17 protein-coding genes are annotated in these 16663 nt (G+C 39.6%); 7 read left to right on the top strand and 10 right to left on the bottom strand.

Annotated elements, in window-relative coordinates; all coding sequences use genetic code 11:
• Positions 1-110: 110 nt before the first annotated feature.
• Complete coding sequence (gene dapA / locus AAEZ22_RS06715; protein WP_182683632.1) at positions 111-1028, bottom strand: 4-hydroxy-tetrahydrodipicolinate synthase; 918 nt, start codon at positions 1026-1028, stop codon at positions 111-113.
• Between the two features lie 172 nt (positions 1029-1200).
• Between dapA and AAEZ22_RS06710 the strand changes: the two genes are divergently transcribed.
• The 5 genes from AAEZ22_RS06710 (at position 1201) to AAEZ22_RS06690 (ending at position 6107) form a co-directional block, all read left to right on the top strand.
• On the top strand, positions 1201-1854 hold the full coding sequence (locus AAEZ22_RS06710) for a DUF6058 family natural product biosynthesis protein (RefSeq protein ID WP_011330015.1): 654 nt from the start codon (positions 1201-1203) through the stop codon (positions 1852-1854).
• A gap of 129 nt (positions 1855-1983) precedes the next feature.
• Positions 1984-4548: an excinuclease ABC subunit UvrA gene (gene uvrA, locus AAEZ22_RS06705; RefSeq protein WP_197182305.1), complete on the top strand. Its 2565-nt coding sequence runs from the start codon at positions 1984-1986 to the stop codon at positions 4546-4548.
• Between the two features lie 553 nt (positions 4549-5101).
• Positions 5102-5308 (top strand): cold-shock protein, encoded by a 207-nt coding sequence (locus AAEZ22_RS06700; protein WP_011330013.1) that lies wholly within the window; start codon positions 5102-5104, stop codon positions 5306-5308.
• Positions 5309-5498: 190 nt separating this feature from the next.
• The gene (locus tag AAEZ22_RS06695; RefSeq protein WP_011329603.1) at positions 5499-5708 is read left to right on the top strand and encodes a cold-shock protein; all 210 of its coding nucleotides are present in this window, start codon (positions 5499-5501) and stop codon (positions 5706-5708) included.
• A gap of 189 nt (positions 5709-5897) precedes the next feature.
• The gene (locus AAEZ22_RS06690) at positions 5898-6107 is read left to right on the top strand and encodes a cold-shock protein (protein WP_011330012.1); all 210 of its coding nucleotides are present in this window, start codon (positions 5898-5900) and stop codon (positions 6105-6107) included.
• A gap of 136 nt (positions 6108-6243) precedes the next feature.
• Here the strand turns inward: AAEZ22_RS06690 and AAEZ22_RS06685 are convergent, their stop codons facing one another.
• Positions 6244-6513, bottom strand: a complete 270-nt coding sequence (locus AAEZ22_RS06685) for a hypothetical protein (RefSeq protein ID WP_011330011.1) — start codon at positions 6511-6513, stop codon at positions 6244-6246.
• A gap of 265 nt (positions 6514-6778) precedes the next feature.
• On the opposite strand from AAEZ22_RS06685, the gene ykgO reads away from it, so the two are divergent.
• Positions 6779-6913 carry a type B 50S ribosomal protein L36 gene (ykgO, locus tag AAEZ22_RS06680; protein WP_011330010.1) on the top strand — a complete coding sequence of 45 codons (135 nt, stop codon included), beginning with the start codon at positions 6779-6781 and terminating at the stop codon, positions 6911-6913.
• Positions 6914-6986: 73 nt separating this feature from the next.
• Here ykgO and AAEZ22_RS06675 read toward each other — a convergent pair whose 3' ends face one another.
• From AAEZ22_RS06675 to AAEZ22_RS06650, 6 genes are all read right to left on the bottom strand, one after another.
• Positions 6987-7373: an OsmC family protein gene (locus AAEZ22_RS06675; RefSeq protein WP_011330009.1), complete on the bottom strand. Its 387-nt coding sequence runs from the start codon at positions 7371-7373 to the stop codon at positions 6987-6989.
• A 10-nt stretch (positions 7374-7383) separates the two neighbouring features.
• Positions 7384-7773, bottom strand: a complete 390-nt coding sequence (locus AAEZ22_RS06670; RefSeq protein WP_011330008.1) for a cytochrome b562 — start codon at positions 7771-7773, stop codon at positions 7384-7386.
• Between the two features lie 216 nt (positions 7774-7989).
• Positions 7990-8862, bottom strand: a complete 873-nt coding sequence (locus tag AAEZ22_RS06665) for a kinase (protein WP_192532289.1) — start codon at positions 8860-8862, stop codon at positions 7990-7992.
• A gap of 80 nt (positions 8863-8942) precedes the next feature.
• Positions 8943-10184 carry a uracil-xanthine permease family protein gene (locus tag AAEZ22_RS06660; RefSeq protein ID WP_197182333.1) on the bottom strand — a complete coding sequence of 414 codons (1242 nt, stop codon included), beginning with the start codon at positions 10182-10184 and terminating at the stop codon, positions 8943-8945.
• Positions 10185-10208: 24 nt separating this feature from the next.
• Positions 10209-10838 (bottom strand): uracil phosphoribosyltransferase, encoded by a 630-nt coding sequence (upp, locus tag AAEZ22_RS06655; RefSeq protein WP_011330005.1) that lies wholly within the window; start codon positions 10836-10838, stop codon positions 10209-10211.
• 145 nt (positions 10839-10983) lie between these two features.
• A complete protein-coding gene (locus tag AAEZ22_RS06650) occupies positions 10984-11940 on the bottom strand; it encodes a phosphotransferase (RefSeq protein ID WP_197182304.1) in 957 nt (318 codons plus the stop codon).
• 456 nt (positions 11941-12396) lie between these two features.
• Here AAEZ22_RS06650 and AAEZ22_RS06645 point away from each other — a divergent pair, with 456 nt between their 5' ends.
• On the top strand, positions 12397-12948 hold the full coding sequence (locus AAEZ22_RS06645) for an outer membrane beta-barrel protein (protein ID WP_089369233.1): 552 nt from the start codon (positions 12397-12399) through the stop codon (positions 12946-12948).
• A gap of 120 nt (positions 12949-13068) precedes the next feature.
• Here AAEZ22_RS06645 and AAEZ22_RS06640 read toward each other — a convergent pair whose 3' ends face one another.
• Complete coding sequence (locus AAEZ22_RS06640) at positions 13069-15324, bottom strand: acyl-CoA dehydrogenase (RefSeq protein ID WP_011330002.1); 2256 nt, start codon at positions 15322-15324, stop codon at positions 13069-13071.
• A 302-nt stretch (positions 15325-15626) separates the two neighbouring features.
• Positions 15627-16655, bottom strand: a complete 1029-nt coding sequence (locus AAEZ22_RS06635; protein WP_011330001.1) for a zinc-binding dehydrogenase — start codon at positions 16653-16655, stop codon at positions 15627-15629.
• Positions 16656-16663: the final 8 nt, after the last annotated feature.

Below are 16663 nucleotides of genomic sequence, written 5' to 3'. Positions count from 1 at the left end.
CATATTTAGTTAATGATAGGACGCAGGATCTTACATTTTTTAACAAAAAAAGTAAAATAAACAATAAAAAAAGCCAGCGCTGGATTTTCATTCAGCGCTGGCTAATAATTCTATGATATTAAAAAGAATTCTTGTTCATTTATACAGCGAGCATGGCCACCAACAACATCACTTGCGCTTAGCTGATTAATCAACTTTTCACCTTGTTGTTGCTGTGCGTCGTTAAGGGGTAAGTAAGGTAATCTAAATACCGGTTTAACTGCCTCAGTCATCATGAGTGCAGTATTAATCGCAATTGGATTTGGCTCGCAAAACAACCAATTTATTAATGGTTGTAATGACGTATTTAGCGCATCATTTGGCGCATCCATTAACTGGCGAAACAATTCTGGCATAAGATTAGAGCTGACCGAAATAACCCCATGAGCGCCATGAGTATGACGAGCATCGTGGCTTTCATCATCATTACCCGACCAACACGCTATGCCTTGCTTCTCATAATGAGCTATACGTTCGTTACCACCACACTCTTTAACACCAATAAAATGTTCGTGCTTTGCTAGTGGTTCAATAATATCAGGCGTTAAGTCTTGTCCTGTACGCCCCGCTACGTTGTAAATAAATGCAGGGCCAATATCAAGAACACGCTTTAAATGCTCTTTTACACCCGCAATAGAGGTGCGCCCATAGTAAGGGTTAATTTGCAACGCAGCATCCATACCACTGGCAAAACCATATTTAGTGGCTTTAATCGCTTCTCGGGTATTATTACTGCCCGTATTACCTACAATTACCAGCTTACTGCTAAACTTATTTACGCTATGCGCTATGAGCATTAAGTGCTCTTCCCAGTTCATTAACTGGCCTTCGCCGGTAGTGCCGCCTACAACGATACCGTCAACCCCAGCTGCTATTTGTAACTCAACAAGGCGATCGTATGTTGCAAGGTCAATTTCGCCACTCGATAAATAAGGTGTTTTAATTGCTGTAATAAGACTTGCTTGTTTAATTTGTTCTAGGCTGCGCATAAAAAATCATTCTTTATAAAACTTGCGCTATTTGTACCATATTTATGTGTGCTTTTGCAGCTGTAAACGCATATTTTGTAATAAAATGGCTTGTAATATTAAGTTTGATAATACAAAATGAACAACTGTATATATAAACAGTGTTTGTATTTTTAATATTAGGCGAGCTTTTATGCGTTTATCTCAGTACTTAACAACCCATTTTTATCATACCGACGAGCTATGCCAGGCACTCAATATTGATGCAGATAAGCTTGAGCATTGGCAACAGCAAAGTGTATTTCCTAAGCCTAGTTATTGTATTAAAAACCAACTAAGTTGCAGCTCATATTCGGGTTTGTACGAATGCGAAGAGTACGACGATTATTACCCACGAGGTTGTGTAAACTGGGGCCAAGGGCTGATAAAACAAAAAATCGATTCATCCAGCCAGGCATTTAATTACTTTGCCCAGCAATATACCGCCAGCTTAACCAAACTTGCCCAACAAGGGTTTGAATTTAACGAAGAACTATTTGGTTGTGAAATAGAAGAACATGTTCAACAAGTATGGCAGCAATTTTTATGCAGCAAATATGGCGTGCTTACTCAAAATGGCTTAATAGACGAAATAGTGGCTGTTGATATAGGCCGCCTAGTGGTTGATGACATAACCGAATTACGCAGTAAAGCGGGGTTAGATCAAGATGAGCGTGCAAAACTGCACCCCGCTATAAAGTTACTCAACCGGGCTTTGAGCCATGGTGCCGATCACGAAAAGCAACACACACTTAGAACCCGCTATATAGATACCCTTATTTTAAAATACGACTTATCGATAAAGTAATAATACAAACTAAACTAAAATGCAGGTTTGAAGTATTAATGCAGGTACGTTAAGGTAAGCAAGCTAGACTAACCACGCCAAACTAGATCAAAAATTGAAAAGCACGATATAATCCGGAGCAGCAATTTTATGAGCAGTACCAGCAAAAACGCAACAACATCTGTAAACCACACACTTCAACAGCAAACGCACAGCATTTCCAGTGCACCTGAGCACTGTATTCAGGTTCGGGGGGCGCGGGTTCACAATTTAAAAAATGTTGATGTAGATTTACCCCGCAACGCACTCATCGTTTTTACTGGTATATCGGGATCTGGAAAATCATCTCTCGCTTTTGGCACCTTGTTTGCCGAGTCACAACGCCGCTATCTCGATTCTGTTTCGCCTTACGCGCGAAGATTAATTGACCAAGTAGATGAGCCCGATGTAGATGATATAAACGGCCTACCTCCTGCAGTAGCACTGCAACAACAACGAGGCACCCCATCGGTTCGCTCATCTGTGGGAAGTGTAACTACTATTTCTAATACCCTGCGAATGCTCTACTCTCGTGCAGGCGACTACCCTAGCGGTCAAAGTATACTCTACGCCGACGCATTTTCCCCTAACACTCCACAAGGTGCCTGCACCTTATGTCATGGTATTGGCCGAGTGTTTGCAGTAACAGAAAAGTTACTTGTACCTGATGATACAAAAACAATTCGCGAACGGGCCATAGCTGCATGGCCTCCTGCGTGGCAAGGACAAAACCTCAGCCGTATACTTGTCTCACTTGGTTACGACATTGATACACCATGGAAATTACTCCCTAAAAAAACCCGCGATTGGATTCTATTTACCGACGAAACTCCCGTTGTACCTGTTTACCCGCAATACAGCAAAGAGCAAACTCGCAACGCCATTGAAAAAAATGAGAAGCCGAGTTACATGGGTGCATACTCAAGTGCTAAACGTTTTATTTTGCACTCTTTTGCTACCACGCAAAGCCCGCGAACTAAAAAACGTGTATCACAGTTTATGCAAATTTCTGAATGCCCTGATTGCAAAGGTAAAAAATTAAAACAGCAATCCTTGTCGGTCAAGTTTACAGGTCTTGATATTGGTGAGTTATCGCAATTAACGCTAACAGAGCTAGCACTGCGACTACGTGATATTGCTAAGATAAAGCCAGCCAAAAATACGCCTAATAGAGAGAAAGCAATTGTAGCTCAGCGAATTGCCAGCGACATTTTGGCCCGGGTAGAGGCACTAACAACGCTTGGCTTAGGGTATCTGTCGTTGCAACGTACCACACCCACTTTATCTGCAGGCGAACTACAACGCTTACGACTAGCAACCCAAATTCGTTCACAACTATTTGGTGTGGTTTATGTTTTAGATGAACCCTCAGCAGGACTACATCCAGCAGATACCCAAGCATTGCTTGGGGCGCTTGATCAACTCATTGCAGCTGGTAACTCTGTATTTGTTGTAGAACACGATGTTAGCGTTATTAAACATGCCGATTGGATTGTTGATGTTGGCCCAGATGCTGGTACGCATGGCGGTGAAGTGATTTACAGCGGCCCTATTAGTGGTTTACAAGGCGTTGCTAAATCTCATACCGCTCGATTTTTGTTTACTGCAGACGCGATAACCAAACACACTTGCAGACAACCTCAAGCCTGGCTAAAGCTCGCAGCAATTGAGCGTAATAACTTACAAAAATTAGATGTTGAATTTCCATTGGGCGTGATGACAACCGTTACCGGAGTTTCTGGATCGGGTAAATCAAGCCTCATAAGTCAAGCTCTAGTGGAGCTGGTTTATGATGCGTTAGGACAAAAAGCCACTTTAGAGAGCCCAACTGACGAAGCCGAGTTACTCGAGCAAGAACTAGAAATTCCCACTGGCGGGCAAATTACAGATGGCATGCAGCACGTAAAACGTCTAGTAAATGTAGATCAAAAGGCAATTGGGCGTACACCCAGATCAAACCTAGCCACCTATACTGGCTTATTTGATCACGTCCGCAAATTATTTGCATCCACTAACAAGTCTAAAACACGACGCTACGATATGGGCCGCTTTTCGTTCAACGTGAAAAAAGGCCGCTGTGCTAATTGTGAGGGTGTGGGGTTTGTTAGTGTTGAGCTGTTATTTTTGCCAAGTGTTTATTCACCGTGTCAAGTATGCCAAGGCCAGCGTTATAACGAGCAAACACTTGAAGTGTGTTATCGCGATAAAAACATTGCTCAAGTACTCGATTTAACGGTTGAATCTGCACGTCAATTTTTTATAGATGAACCACAGATATCACGAGCTTTGGACACTTTGTTACAAGTAGGCCTAGGATATTTACGCCTCGGCCAGCCAGCAACCGAGTTATCTGGCGGCGAAGCCCAGCGTATTAAACTTGCAACCGAATTACAGCGCACACAACGCGGTGATACTCTTTATGTACTTGATGAGCCTACTACTGGCCTGCATCCAGCTGATATAGCAATGCTGATGGTGCAATTAAATAAGCTTGTAGATGCAGGTAACACCGTTATTATGGTCGAACATGATATGCAGGTTGCCAGTAATAGTGATTGGGTTATCGACATGGGCCCCAGCGCAGGTGATCATGGCGGACAAATAGTCGCTCAAGGCTCCCCTGCACAGGTCGCAAAGTCAAAAACCAGCCAAACGGCTCCCTTTTTATTAGTCTAAAATACAGCTATAACAATACTGTTAAACACTTGATATAAGCAAATAACTTAGTGGGTGAGTGGTATAAAGTCAAAATTAGTTTTGCCAATTTATACGTTTTATATTTAAAAAGTGCCTGTAAACCAGATCAAACGCCAGATAATGTAACTTATTGTTAATTAATGCCTTTATTGTTTACCGCTCTAGTGTTGGTAATTTAACTTCGTACAGCTCATTATCTTGCTGTATATAATAAAAACTGTAATTAACAAGTAATTCATCTTTTAAGTTACTGCTTAATATAACGTTCTTTATCTGAAATAATTTAACAAATTATAATCCGTAAAAGCCAGTACGTTTTGCTAGTGGTAAAAATAAATCTAAATAAAACTTGATATCCGGCTGAGGTTACTGTTAAAGTACGTCGCATCGGGTTGATAGAAAGCCCTGTTTATTTGTAAGTACCACGTTGTTATTAGTAATAATCCTTCGCGCTATCCTCAGTTAAATATATGTTTTCTTACTCTTTACATTGCCTTATATAGGGCGCACTTTAATTTTTTAGGATACTACTATGTCTACAACAACTGGTTCAGTTAAATGGTTTAATGAAGCAAAAGGTTTTGGTTTTATTGAACAAGAGTCTGGCCCTGATGTTTTTGCTCATTTTAGCGCAATTACTAGCGATGGCTTCAAAACATTAGCTGAAGGCCAACGTGTACAGTTTACTGTTACACAAGGTCAAAAAGGCCCGCAAGCTGAAAATATTGTTTGCATCTAAATTGTTTAATTTAATGGGTTAGTAATAACCCGTTAATGAATATTAGTTTGAAAGAAGTTCTGTTTATTTGTACGTACCACGTTGATATTAGTAATAATCCTTTGTGTTATCCTCAAGTTAAATATTTATTTTTTCCAGCTTAATCGCCTACTTTCAGGCACATTTTTTATTAATTTCTTAGGATACAATTATGTCTAATACAACTACTGGTACAGTAAAGTTTTTTAACGAAGCTAAAGGTTTTGGTTTTATCGAGCAAGAATCTGGCGCAGACGTTTTCGCACATTTCAGTGCAATCTCTGGCGACGGTTTCAAAACTCTAGCTGAAGGCCAACGTGTACAGTTTACTGTTACACAAGGTCAAAAAGGTCCACAAGCTGAAAACATCGTTTGTATCTAAGATGTTTAAGTTGATGGGTTATTTATAACCCATCTATTTATATAAGTTTGAAAGAAATACTGTTTATTTGTAAGTACCACGTTGATATTAGTAATAATCCTTCGCGTTATCCTCAAGTTAAATATAGGTTTTTTCCGGCTCAATCGCCTATTTTCAGGCACACTTTTATTAATTTTTAAGGATATTATTATGTCTAATACAACTACTGGTTCAGTAAAATGGTTTAACGAAGCAAAAGGTTTTGGTTTTATCGAGCAAGAATCTGGCGCAGACGTTTTTGCACATTTTAGCGCAATTTCTGGCGACGGTTTTAAAACTCTAGCTGAAGGCCAACGCGTACAGTTTACTGTTACACAAGGTCAAAAAGGCCCACAAGCTGAAAACATCGTAGCTATCTAAGCTGTTTTAGCTGATGCGTTTTTAAAGCGCACTAAAAACCCACTCATAGCTAGGCTATAAGTGGGTTTTTTGTTTTTCTATACTTATATAGCATTGTTATTTAGCTTTCATAGCAATAAATAAGATTATTATTAGGCTAGTTTTGATGTTCGTATTGCCCACGATACACTTCAAATACTTTTAGTACTGTATGCTGCTCTTTAGTTAGATTATCAAACCAGTGATCAAATAGATCATCGTTATCCTGTTCACTTAATGCCATATATTGGGCAAGTAACTCAATAATATCATTATGGGTGCAAGTTAAGGGGTTTACTTGTTGTGCTAAAACACTATGGTCGCGCTCTTTTAGAGTATCCATTACTCCTTGATCTATTTGTTGTTGTTTTTGTATTGCGTCGCTCATATGTTACCTCTGAGATCTACTGTTTATGCTATTTTTAACGAATGTAATTATAGTTATAACAGGCTAAACGCCAATAGCCAGCACTTTTGGTTTAACTGCTCATTTTTTGATTTGTTTGCATAAATAGCCAGCAATTATGGTTTTTAAATGCTTATTAAATAATTTTTTGAGTGGCTATAGATCCTGATGAATAAAATGATATAATATCACATAACGTAATGCTGTTATGAGAATTTCCCTATTTTATTTATTAATGAGGTATAAAATGAAAGTATTAAGCTCACTTAAAAGTGCTAAGCAGCGTGCAGGGTGTCAAGTTGTAAAACGTAAAGGACGCGTGTTTGTGATTTGTAAGGAGAACCCGCGCTTTAAAGCTGTTCAGGGTATGAAAAAGAAATAGCATTTAACCACTATCACTTTATAAAGCAGTCACTCAGTGTTGTGTGCAACACAGAGTGACTTTATTTAACTAGTTATTTAACTACCACTGAAAATTCAGGTACTGCCTGAATTACTTTTTTCACGGTACATGTATTTACCGCGGCAACCAGTGCTTTTTTATACTTATCAGGGAATCCATCTGGGAGTGTTATCTCAATAGAAAATAACTTTTTACCATCTTCATCCACATTTTCGTTATTTTGCTTAAGTGACATCCCTTGTGTCGAAATATCGCGTTGTTGGCAAAACTTTCTTGCATAAAAACCTGCACATAACACCATACTCACTAAAAAGTAATCAAACGGTTCTGGGTGCTCTGCGTTGCCACCTGCAGCCAAACTCTGATCGCTTATCACTTCATGATCGCCAAATTTAGCACTGAGCTTTTGGCCATCTAACATTGCAACTGAAATTTCCATCGAGGGTCCCTTATTTTCCAAATAGTAATTCAAAAAAGCCTGGAGGCTCATGTAACTCATGGTACTTTTTACGTAAATTATCTATATTTTTTAGTGGCTGTTTAGCCGCACTCAAACCTTGCAGGTTAGCAGCTTGTTTTGCAAGCTCAGCCTGAGCAATGACTTTATCAAGCCCTTGTAATGATTGCTCTGGTTCTTTATAAAACTTAGCTGTTTTACTTATTTCCACTAACGAGATGAATTCATTAATCGCAAGGTTAAACTCGTCAATATTAGTCGCTTGCACTGCTTGTTTATATGCAAGCCCCGTGTTTTTCATATTAATTTCAAGGTCAACTGGCGCGCTGGCAATTGAGACTGATGACGTGAGTAAAATAAAAACAAAATAAAAGTACTTCATGATAAACCTTTCAATTAAAAACTCCGTCGATTATACCAATAATACGCTAGTAAGTAACCGCAAATGAAAGTGTGTAATGTTTAGCCTTGTTCGCTGTGTAAAGCCCCTTTACACTTTAGATGCAAACTTAAAGAGTAAAGAGCGACTTTTTTGAGGAGCTTAGTAAACTCAACCTTGTTATAGCAAGCCACAGTTGCTGCTGACATAACATTTTAATTAATCAGCTTTAAACTCCAAGCAACTAATTTCACGTTGCTCGTTAAGTGTTACAAGGGCGTTTGCTGTTGATGCTAGTGTGTTTAAATTTTCTCGAGTGACACGCTCAAAATGAGCAATAAAGTATCTAAGTTGGGCGTCATTCATAGTGCCTGCACCTTGCCCTTTTAAGGCTATAAGCTTTTGCTCTTGCTCTTTTCGCCATGCAAATACGGCAGCAAAACTAGGGGCTTTAAGCATCACTAAATAATCAACTTTAGCAAAAATGTTTAAATATTCTGTTTTTAAACAATTGTTCACATAGTTACGCCAAACACCTTGGCTATCTGCATTTTGCTCTAACTCATTTAATGGTGCAGTTAATGCTGATGCCGATTGTGCCTTACTACCTACGCACCACCCTTCTAAAATAATAATATCGACAGCGGTATTATTACGCGGCCACTCGTTATGTGGTGCACTGTCATCTAAATGCTTATTAAAATGAGGTAGAGGCACACCACTGTGCCCTGCTAGTAACTGCTCAAGTGTGCTTTTCATTAAAGCTACATCGTGCGTGCCGGGTACGCCGCGAGTGGCAAGTAGCGGGTGTACATTTTTTGCAAGCTGCAGTCGGCGCTGCTTAGTAAGGTAAAAGTCATCAATAGAAAGCGCTATGCTATTAAACGAACTATTTTTTGCCAACCAAGTTACTAAAAAATCAGCCAAGGTGGTTTTACCCGAGCCTTGGCTGCCATTAATAGCAACAAATAACGGAGTATTCGTTTTTTTAGCGTGCAATATATTTTTTGCTACCGGAATAAAAAACTGTTCACACTGCTGTTGATAGCTTATTGGTAGTTGATGTTTTGCTAAAAAATCACTGATATCCATATTTCTATTGCGCCTTTATTTTAGATAAAAAAATAGCGCATATATATGCGCTATTAGGTTAGTTTAACTTATCTATAAATTTAAGCTGCGGTTTTCTTCTCGGCTTTTGGTAACACTAAGTTTAGCACTATGCCTAATATGGCACATAAACTTACGCCTTCTAGGCTAAACTGACTACTGCCAATATGCATTCCACCAATACCACAAATCAAAATAAGCGCTACTATGCTTAAATTACGCGGTTCGCTTAAATCATCCCCAGATTTAACTAAAGTGTTTAATCCAATCACTGCAATTGAGCCAAACAATAAAATCATAATGCCGCCCATAACCGGCACTGGAATTGTTTGTAAACTTGCGCCCATTTTAGCTATAAAGGCTAAAGTAATGGCAATAATTGCAGTCCATATCATCACTTTTGGGTTAAAGTTTTTAGTTAGCATTACTGCACCGGTTACTTCTGAGTAAGTTGTGTTTGGCGGCCCACCAAACAATGATGCTGCTGAGGTAGCTAATCCGTCGCCAAATAGAGTGCGATGTAGCCCTGGTTTTTTCAAAAAATCTTTATTAGTAACTTGGCTAATCGCCATCATGTCGCCAATATGCTCAACAGCGGGAGCAATCGCCACCGGCACCATAAACAAAATGGCTTGCCATTTAAACTCAGGTAAAACAAAGTTAGGCACAGCTAACCACTGTGCATTGGTTACGGCGTCAAATTGTACTACGCCCATAGCAAGCGATAAACTATAACCAGCTATCACCCCTGCTAATATTGGAATAAGTTTAAATACACCCTTACCCCATACCGCTAATATAAGCGTAACCACTAAAGAAAATAATGAGATGTAAATAGCACTATCATAAGCAATAATTTGCGTGCTGCCGTCACCACTTTTGCCCATGGCCATGTTTACCGCAACCGGTGCTAAAGCTAGGCCAATAACCATAATAACCGGCCCGACTACTATTGGTGGTAATATTTTATGTAGCGTTTCAGTGCCTTTAAATTTAACTAAAAAGCTCAATAGCATATAAGCAAAACCAGCCGCCATTAAACCACCCATAGTGGCAGGTATGCCCCATATTTGTATTGAGGCAATAATCGGTGCAATAAAAGCAAACGATGACGCTAAAAATATGGGTACTTGGCCTTTAGTAACAAACTGAAATAACAGCGTACCTAAGCCCGCGGTAAAAAGAGCAACACTTGGATCAAGCCCTGTTAACAGCGGTACTAATACTAATGAGCCAAATGCTACAAACAACATTTGCGCACCAGTAAGTATCGTTTTTATTGAGAACATGGCATTGTTTTTCATCGTATCGTTTTGCACTGTTTTCACTTAAACCGTACCGAAAATTTTATCACCTGCATCACCTAAACCAGGCACAATATAGCCTTTATCGTTTAAGTGGCTGTCTACCGATGCAGTATATATTTCTACATCTGGATGGGCAGCTAATGTTTTTTCAACCCCTTCAGGAGCTGCAACTAATACAATTACCTTGATTTCTTTACAGCCTGCTTTTTTAAGCATATCAATAGTGGCAATCATAGTGCCGCCTGTTGCAAGCATAGGATCTATCACTAAGCTTAAACGCTCATTAATATTACTTACTAGCTTTTCAAAGTATGGAATTGGCTCTAATGTTTCTTCGTTTCGCTCAAGGCCTACAACACTTACTTTGGCAGCCGGCAATAACTGCATCACACCGTCCATCATGCCTAAGCCCGCACGTAAAATAGGCACTACAGTAATTTTTTTACCTTTAATATGCTGCACATTTAACTTTGTGCCATCCCAGCTGGTAATTTCGTTATCTTCTAACGGTAGGTTTTGAGTTGCTTCGTAGGTTAATAAAGTACCTACTTCTGAGCACAATTCACGAAAGCTTTTAGTGCTAATTCCATGGGAGCGCATTAAGCCTAATTTATGTTGAACAAGGGGATGAGTTATAACGTGAATAGCCATATTAAAAAAACCTAGTGATAAAATTTGCGATATTTTATAGTAAAAAAGTGCATTTGGCCTGCAGTTTTCGTTAAGTTTTCACAATTGCTGCCAAATAACATTATTTTGCCTGATATTAAGGCAATATACCTAATTCAAGCGTTAATTAAATGTGTTTTTTTAACTCACTCTTTACGTGAAGCAACATGTAACTGTTTATTTTTTTATGCTCTGGACTCCACCCTGCTAAAAAACGATAAAAATCGGCCCATGCAACACTCCATAAATTGCGCCAATCGTTAATCACTTTACTTGCCTCTACCTTAGGATGATAAACGCCTAATGCTAACTTCAATTCGCTAAAATACCACTCTAAACAACTATCAGCATGCTGATGCAATTGTGTTTCGTTAAAGCAGCTTGTCATAAAATACATCACGTCTATAACCCCAACACCAGCACCTACATATTGAAAGTCGTACCCTAGCACGTGCTGCTGTTTGTTTATGGCAAAATTTGCCAGCTTGGCATCACCATGAATTACTGTTTTATATGCACTATTGCATAATGTCGTATTTAGCTTAGCTGCAACCTGCTTAATAGCTGATTGCTGGAGCTTTGTAAGCTCATCGGGACGCGTACTTAAATGCCAATAATTGCCCTGTGGCCATAACTTTTCAGCCGCGTGAGTAACAGCTTCAATTGTTAGATTAAACGCATGAAAATGCGCTAACCATTTAATAACCTCGCGATAGTCTTGAGGCAAAGCTTGTACATAGCCCTGCTGGGTAAAATCGTTAAACGCCAGCACATATTGCTGATCATTTTGGATTGCGGCTAAACAGCCAATAGCAGCAGCGTTATTAGGTAACTGCTGGCTGCAATCATTATAAAAGTGGTATTCAACATTATAAGATTTACGCTTACGATTAACAGCAAACGCCGTTTGTTTAATCTTTGGGTGATTTATAACCTCAGGAATATTCACCGCCTTTATAACACACGCCTGACCATCAAGCTCACAAGCCACTATGCTGCCACAACCACTCCACAAAGAAGTCAGCGTAGCCCCCACTTTTATCTGTTTAAACTGTTGCTGTAATAAAGAAAGGTAAAAAGCCATAGCCGCACTTAATATTAATAAATTTTAGTTAGTTTAACGCAAAGCGTTGTTATTATAAAAAGTGTTATTTAATAGTAAAAACTACTTAAGTGACAAAGAACAATTTTATTTATAAATTTATTTTCATTAACGTTAGCTATTACCTCTATTCATCTTTAAATCAAAAAACAGAAAACAATTAGCAGCATTGCTCAATACACGCTCACATACCGCTCACAATTAGTATGATAAGTATCCCAACCACACCACCATTGCAAATAACAAAACAAATACAACAACTTAACATTAGACACTTGCTTTTGTATGCGCTATTCTCTCGCCGATTTCATCTCTATAACATCATACATGCTGCTTACTTGGTGTAACGGGCTAAATTTTTTAGTCGTTAAAACCTGAATATGCTTTATGAGAATTATCTTTAAATCGTACTTTTAAAATATCAAAATAGGAAAAATAATGAAAAAAACATTCCAGGGAACTTTGCTGCTATCTTCTTTATTACTAGGCTCTTTTGTACAAGCGAATGAGCTAGAACCAGTACCTCAAAAACATTGGAGTATTGGAGCGGGTGCTTACGCGTTCACATTAGCCAATGACAATAGCTCAAGCGAAGATTTGGATTTTAGTGGTTTTAATATAGCTGCTGGTTATGCTGTTAATAATCACTTTCAAATTAGAGCTACCTACTTCTCATTAGAAAATGACGATTTTTCAGCGATAGAAAGTGATGGATTCGACCTAATGGCTTACGGGGGTGTGGGTTTGTCTAAAAAAGGCTTTAGGGGCTATGGCGGTGCTGGTTTCTTTTCAGATAAGTGGAGTGCCTTGGGTGAAAATGAAACTATGTCAGGCTTTCAACTTGGTGGCGGCTTAGGCTACAACTGGGGCCCTGCGGCTTTAGATTTTGTTTTAACTCTACGCCAAGCTGATGAATATGAAGATTTTATGTACCGCACAGGCACCTACGTTGCTGTATCGGGTAACTTAACTATTTCTTATTTATTTTAAATAGCTCCTCATTAAGTTACAAAAAGCCCCCTCAATTAACTTTTGGGGGCTTTCTTTAAAAACGTAAAAAGCGCCCAAACTACAGGCGCTTACATTGTTGAATTTATTTACACCGGGTGATTACTGGTTTACAACACTTTTAAGTGGGTTAACCGGTTGTGCGTTGTCGTCAAGTAAGTTCATATCAAAATCGAACTCATCTACACGAATCGCTTTTTCGCGCTTAGTGTTGTAATCAATAAGCTGAGTATGTTCAGCTGCTGTAATTACATTAGCCGCAAGTGCGTTATCAAGTGTGATTGAAAAACGAATACCCGCTTTAATTGTTTTAGCACGCAGTGCTTTTTTAACTTTAGCCAACTCACCAAGCGATGCCATTTTAGCTTTGTACGCTTGCTCGTTAATGTAATGTCCGTCACCTTTAACTGGCTTAACTAAATGCGTAATTTGCGCTTTAAAGGCCGTATCTAGCTGAGCTTGCTTAGCTAGTTCACGAATTAAGTCGTCGCTAATTTTTGGCATTTTAGTTGAGTAATTCATGGTAATAAAACGCATGAACTTACGCGTGCCACTTGCAGGGAAGTTATCTAAAAACTTGTGCAGCGCTTCTTCAGCACTTTGTAGTGCAAAGCGAGTAGCATAATGAAAATACGGTGCTGCTTGCTCACGTTCACTACTTGATACTTTTTGCTCGTAGTATTTAATTGACGCCATTGCCGCGTATAAAAAGCTCATTACATCACCTAAACGTGCCGACAACATTTCTGCTTGCTTAAGCTTACCGCCAAGTACAAGTAGCGAGAAATCTGCATATACAGCTAATTTAGCTGACAGTTTATGTGCTGCTTTTTCGTATTCACGTACTTCTGGTAACGTTGAACTTGCACCTGCTGTAAATGGTAATACACCCAAGCGGAACGCACGTAAGCTGTTTGCTACGCTGTAACTTACTGTTTTACGTAAAATACGGTTAAATTCTTTATCTGCATTTTTATCTTCGCTATGAATTGATTCAACCATAGATTGTAAGTATGGATGACAACGCATTACACCTTGACCAAAGATCATCAGGTTACGAGTAAGAATATTCGCGCCTTCTACCGTAATAGCAATTGGCTGTGCTACATAACCGCTTGCTAGCGTGTTTTGTGGGCCATTTTGAATTGCTTTACCCGCTTGAATATCCATTGCAGAGTCGAGTACATCACGGCCCAACTCAGTCATGTGGTATTTAGCAATTGCAGTTACTACCGATGGTTTTAAGCCCATGCCTAAGCCTTCCGTTGTAAGCACTCGCATTGCTTCTTGTAGGTATGTTTTACCTGCAATATCGGCAAGCTTTTCTTGAATACCTTCAAACTGGCCTATTGCTAAACCAAATTGCTCGCGCACAGCAGCGTACTCAGACGCTGATTTAAATGCAACTTGCGCCGTACTTACACCCAGTGCTGGTAATGAAATACCACGCCCTGCGCCTAAACAACTAACTAGCATTTGCCAACCGCGACCAATGTTTTTCTGGCCACCAATGATAAAGTCCATAGGTACAAATACTTTGTTACCACGCGTAGTACCGTTATAAAAACGAATATTCATAGGATCATGGCGATTACCTAACTCTACACCCGGGTGCTCTTTAGGAATAAGCGCACAGGTAATACCTAGGTTTTCTTTGCCGCCAAGCAAACCATCAGGGTCAACAACTTTAAATGCTAAGCCTAATACAGTCGCAATAGGCGCCAGTGTAATGTAACGCTTGTCCCACGTAATTTCTAAACCTAGTACTTCTTCGCCGTTGTACATGCCTTTAGTAACTGTACCTAAATCTGGAATGCCACCTGCGTCAGAACCCGCTTCTGGGCTAGTTAATGCAAAACATGGAATGTCTGTACCATTTGCTAAACGTGGTAGGTAGTGTGCTTGTTGCTCTTGCGTACCAAAATGCAGTAATAGCTCACCTGGGCCTAACGAGTTAGGTACCATTACTGTTACCGCTACTGCAGAGCTTTTAGTGGCAATAGTGGCTACAATTGTTGAGTTAGCGTATGGGCTGAACTCTAAACCGCCAAACGATTTAGGAATGATCAGCGAGAAGAAACGCTCTTTCTTTAAAAAGTCTAAAATGTAATCCGGTAAATGAATGCCATTTTGAATTTCGGTGTCATCAATCATACCCAACAAGTCTTGCAGTGGGCCATCAATAAAGGCTTTTTCGTCTGCGCTTAATACTGCAGCTGGCACGGCGCGTAGTGCACTAAAGTCAGGTTTACCTTGATAGATAGACCCTTCTAACCATACATCGCCGGCGTCTAGCGCTTCTTGTTCAGTAATTGAAATACTTGGTAATACTTTTTTTAATTTTGTACGTAAACTCATGATTGAACTCATCCGACCAGATAATAATAACTACATTACGTCATAAAAATTCGATTAGATCAATTACTCTATGCAAATAATTAACAGTTTTTTCAATTTATTTTCTTTACGTGAACGTAAACTGTTTAAACACAAGGGCTTACGGCTATGCGCTGAAAAACATTATTTTTCTTCATTTGGCTAATTAAACAACAAAACTTAGCTAAATCACGCCTTAAAGATAAAGCGACTTTAACGGGCATAAAAAAACGCAGCATAATTATATGCTGCGTTAATTAGTATCCGCTCAATTATAAAATTAACTAAGTGCTTATTTTAACCACTTGTTTGCCGGTAAAACCGCCGTCTAATTGTTTATGTAGTGCTGCTGATACTGCTTGTGCGTTAAAGTCGACAGCTGTAATTTCGGGTGTTTTAATGTCACCACTCAAAGCACCTTCTATTAATAAGTTACCCATAAAACTTAAACGTTGCTGGGCACATAAACTATTTGCCAACCAAGCACCTCCTAAGGATACAACACCAATATTGGGTGCTCGACGATACATTAGCTCTTGTTCAAAATGTGGTAATGGGTTTAAACAAGCAATGCGCCCACAAAAACGCATTAGTTCTATATTGCGTATTGTAGAGGCGCCACCAACGGTGTCTATTACCGCATCAAAGCCTTGTGGGCCAAGCTCTCGGCGAATTTTTTCGCATAAGTCTTTATCCTGGTAAGCAAATACCACATCAGCGCCTAATTGTTTTACCAATTTATGATTACGCTTAGCTGCTGTGGTAAATACGTCGGCACCGCGCTGCTTTGCAAACTGAATGGCAAACTGCCCTACAGCCCCTGCGCCACCGTCAATTAATACGGTATCGCCCTCGGTAATATTAATTTTATCTAGGCTTATGAGTGCAGCCATACCGGCACAAGGTAAAGTAGCCGCCATATCGCCTGCAAGCTCAGCAGGAACAACCGATACAGCATAGTTAGCTACTTTGGTATATTCACTCAACGCCCCTTGATCGCCAATACTGGCATGCCACATTACACGCGTGCCAACGCCCGGGAAAACACCTTTACCAGCCTTTACCACTACGCCAACGGCATCAAGCCCTAAAATATGTGGATATTGCCACTTACAAAAACCCGATTTAGCAAACAAGCCATCAACTGGGTTTAAGCCAACATATTCAACTTTAATAAGCAGCTCGTTGTCTGCACACTCAGGAACAGCGTACTCAACATCGGCTAAACAAATTTTTTCATTAGGCTCAGGCAATACAATTGCTCGCATAGTCTGCGGTAGCGTGTATTGCGGTGAAATATCAGTATCAGACATCAAAAAAC

It is taken from the genome of Pseudoalteromonas sp. 20-MNA-CIBAN-0454, from assembly GCF_040308685.1.
In the GTDB taxonomy this organism is placed as follows: Bacteria; Pseudomonadota; Gammaproteobacteria; order Enterobacterales; family Alteromonadaceae; genus Pseudoalteromonas; species Pseudoalteromonas nigrifaciens.
This window is presented reverse-complemented; position numbering and strand designations above follow the sequence as displayed.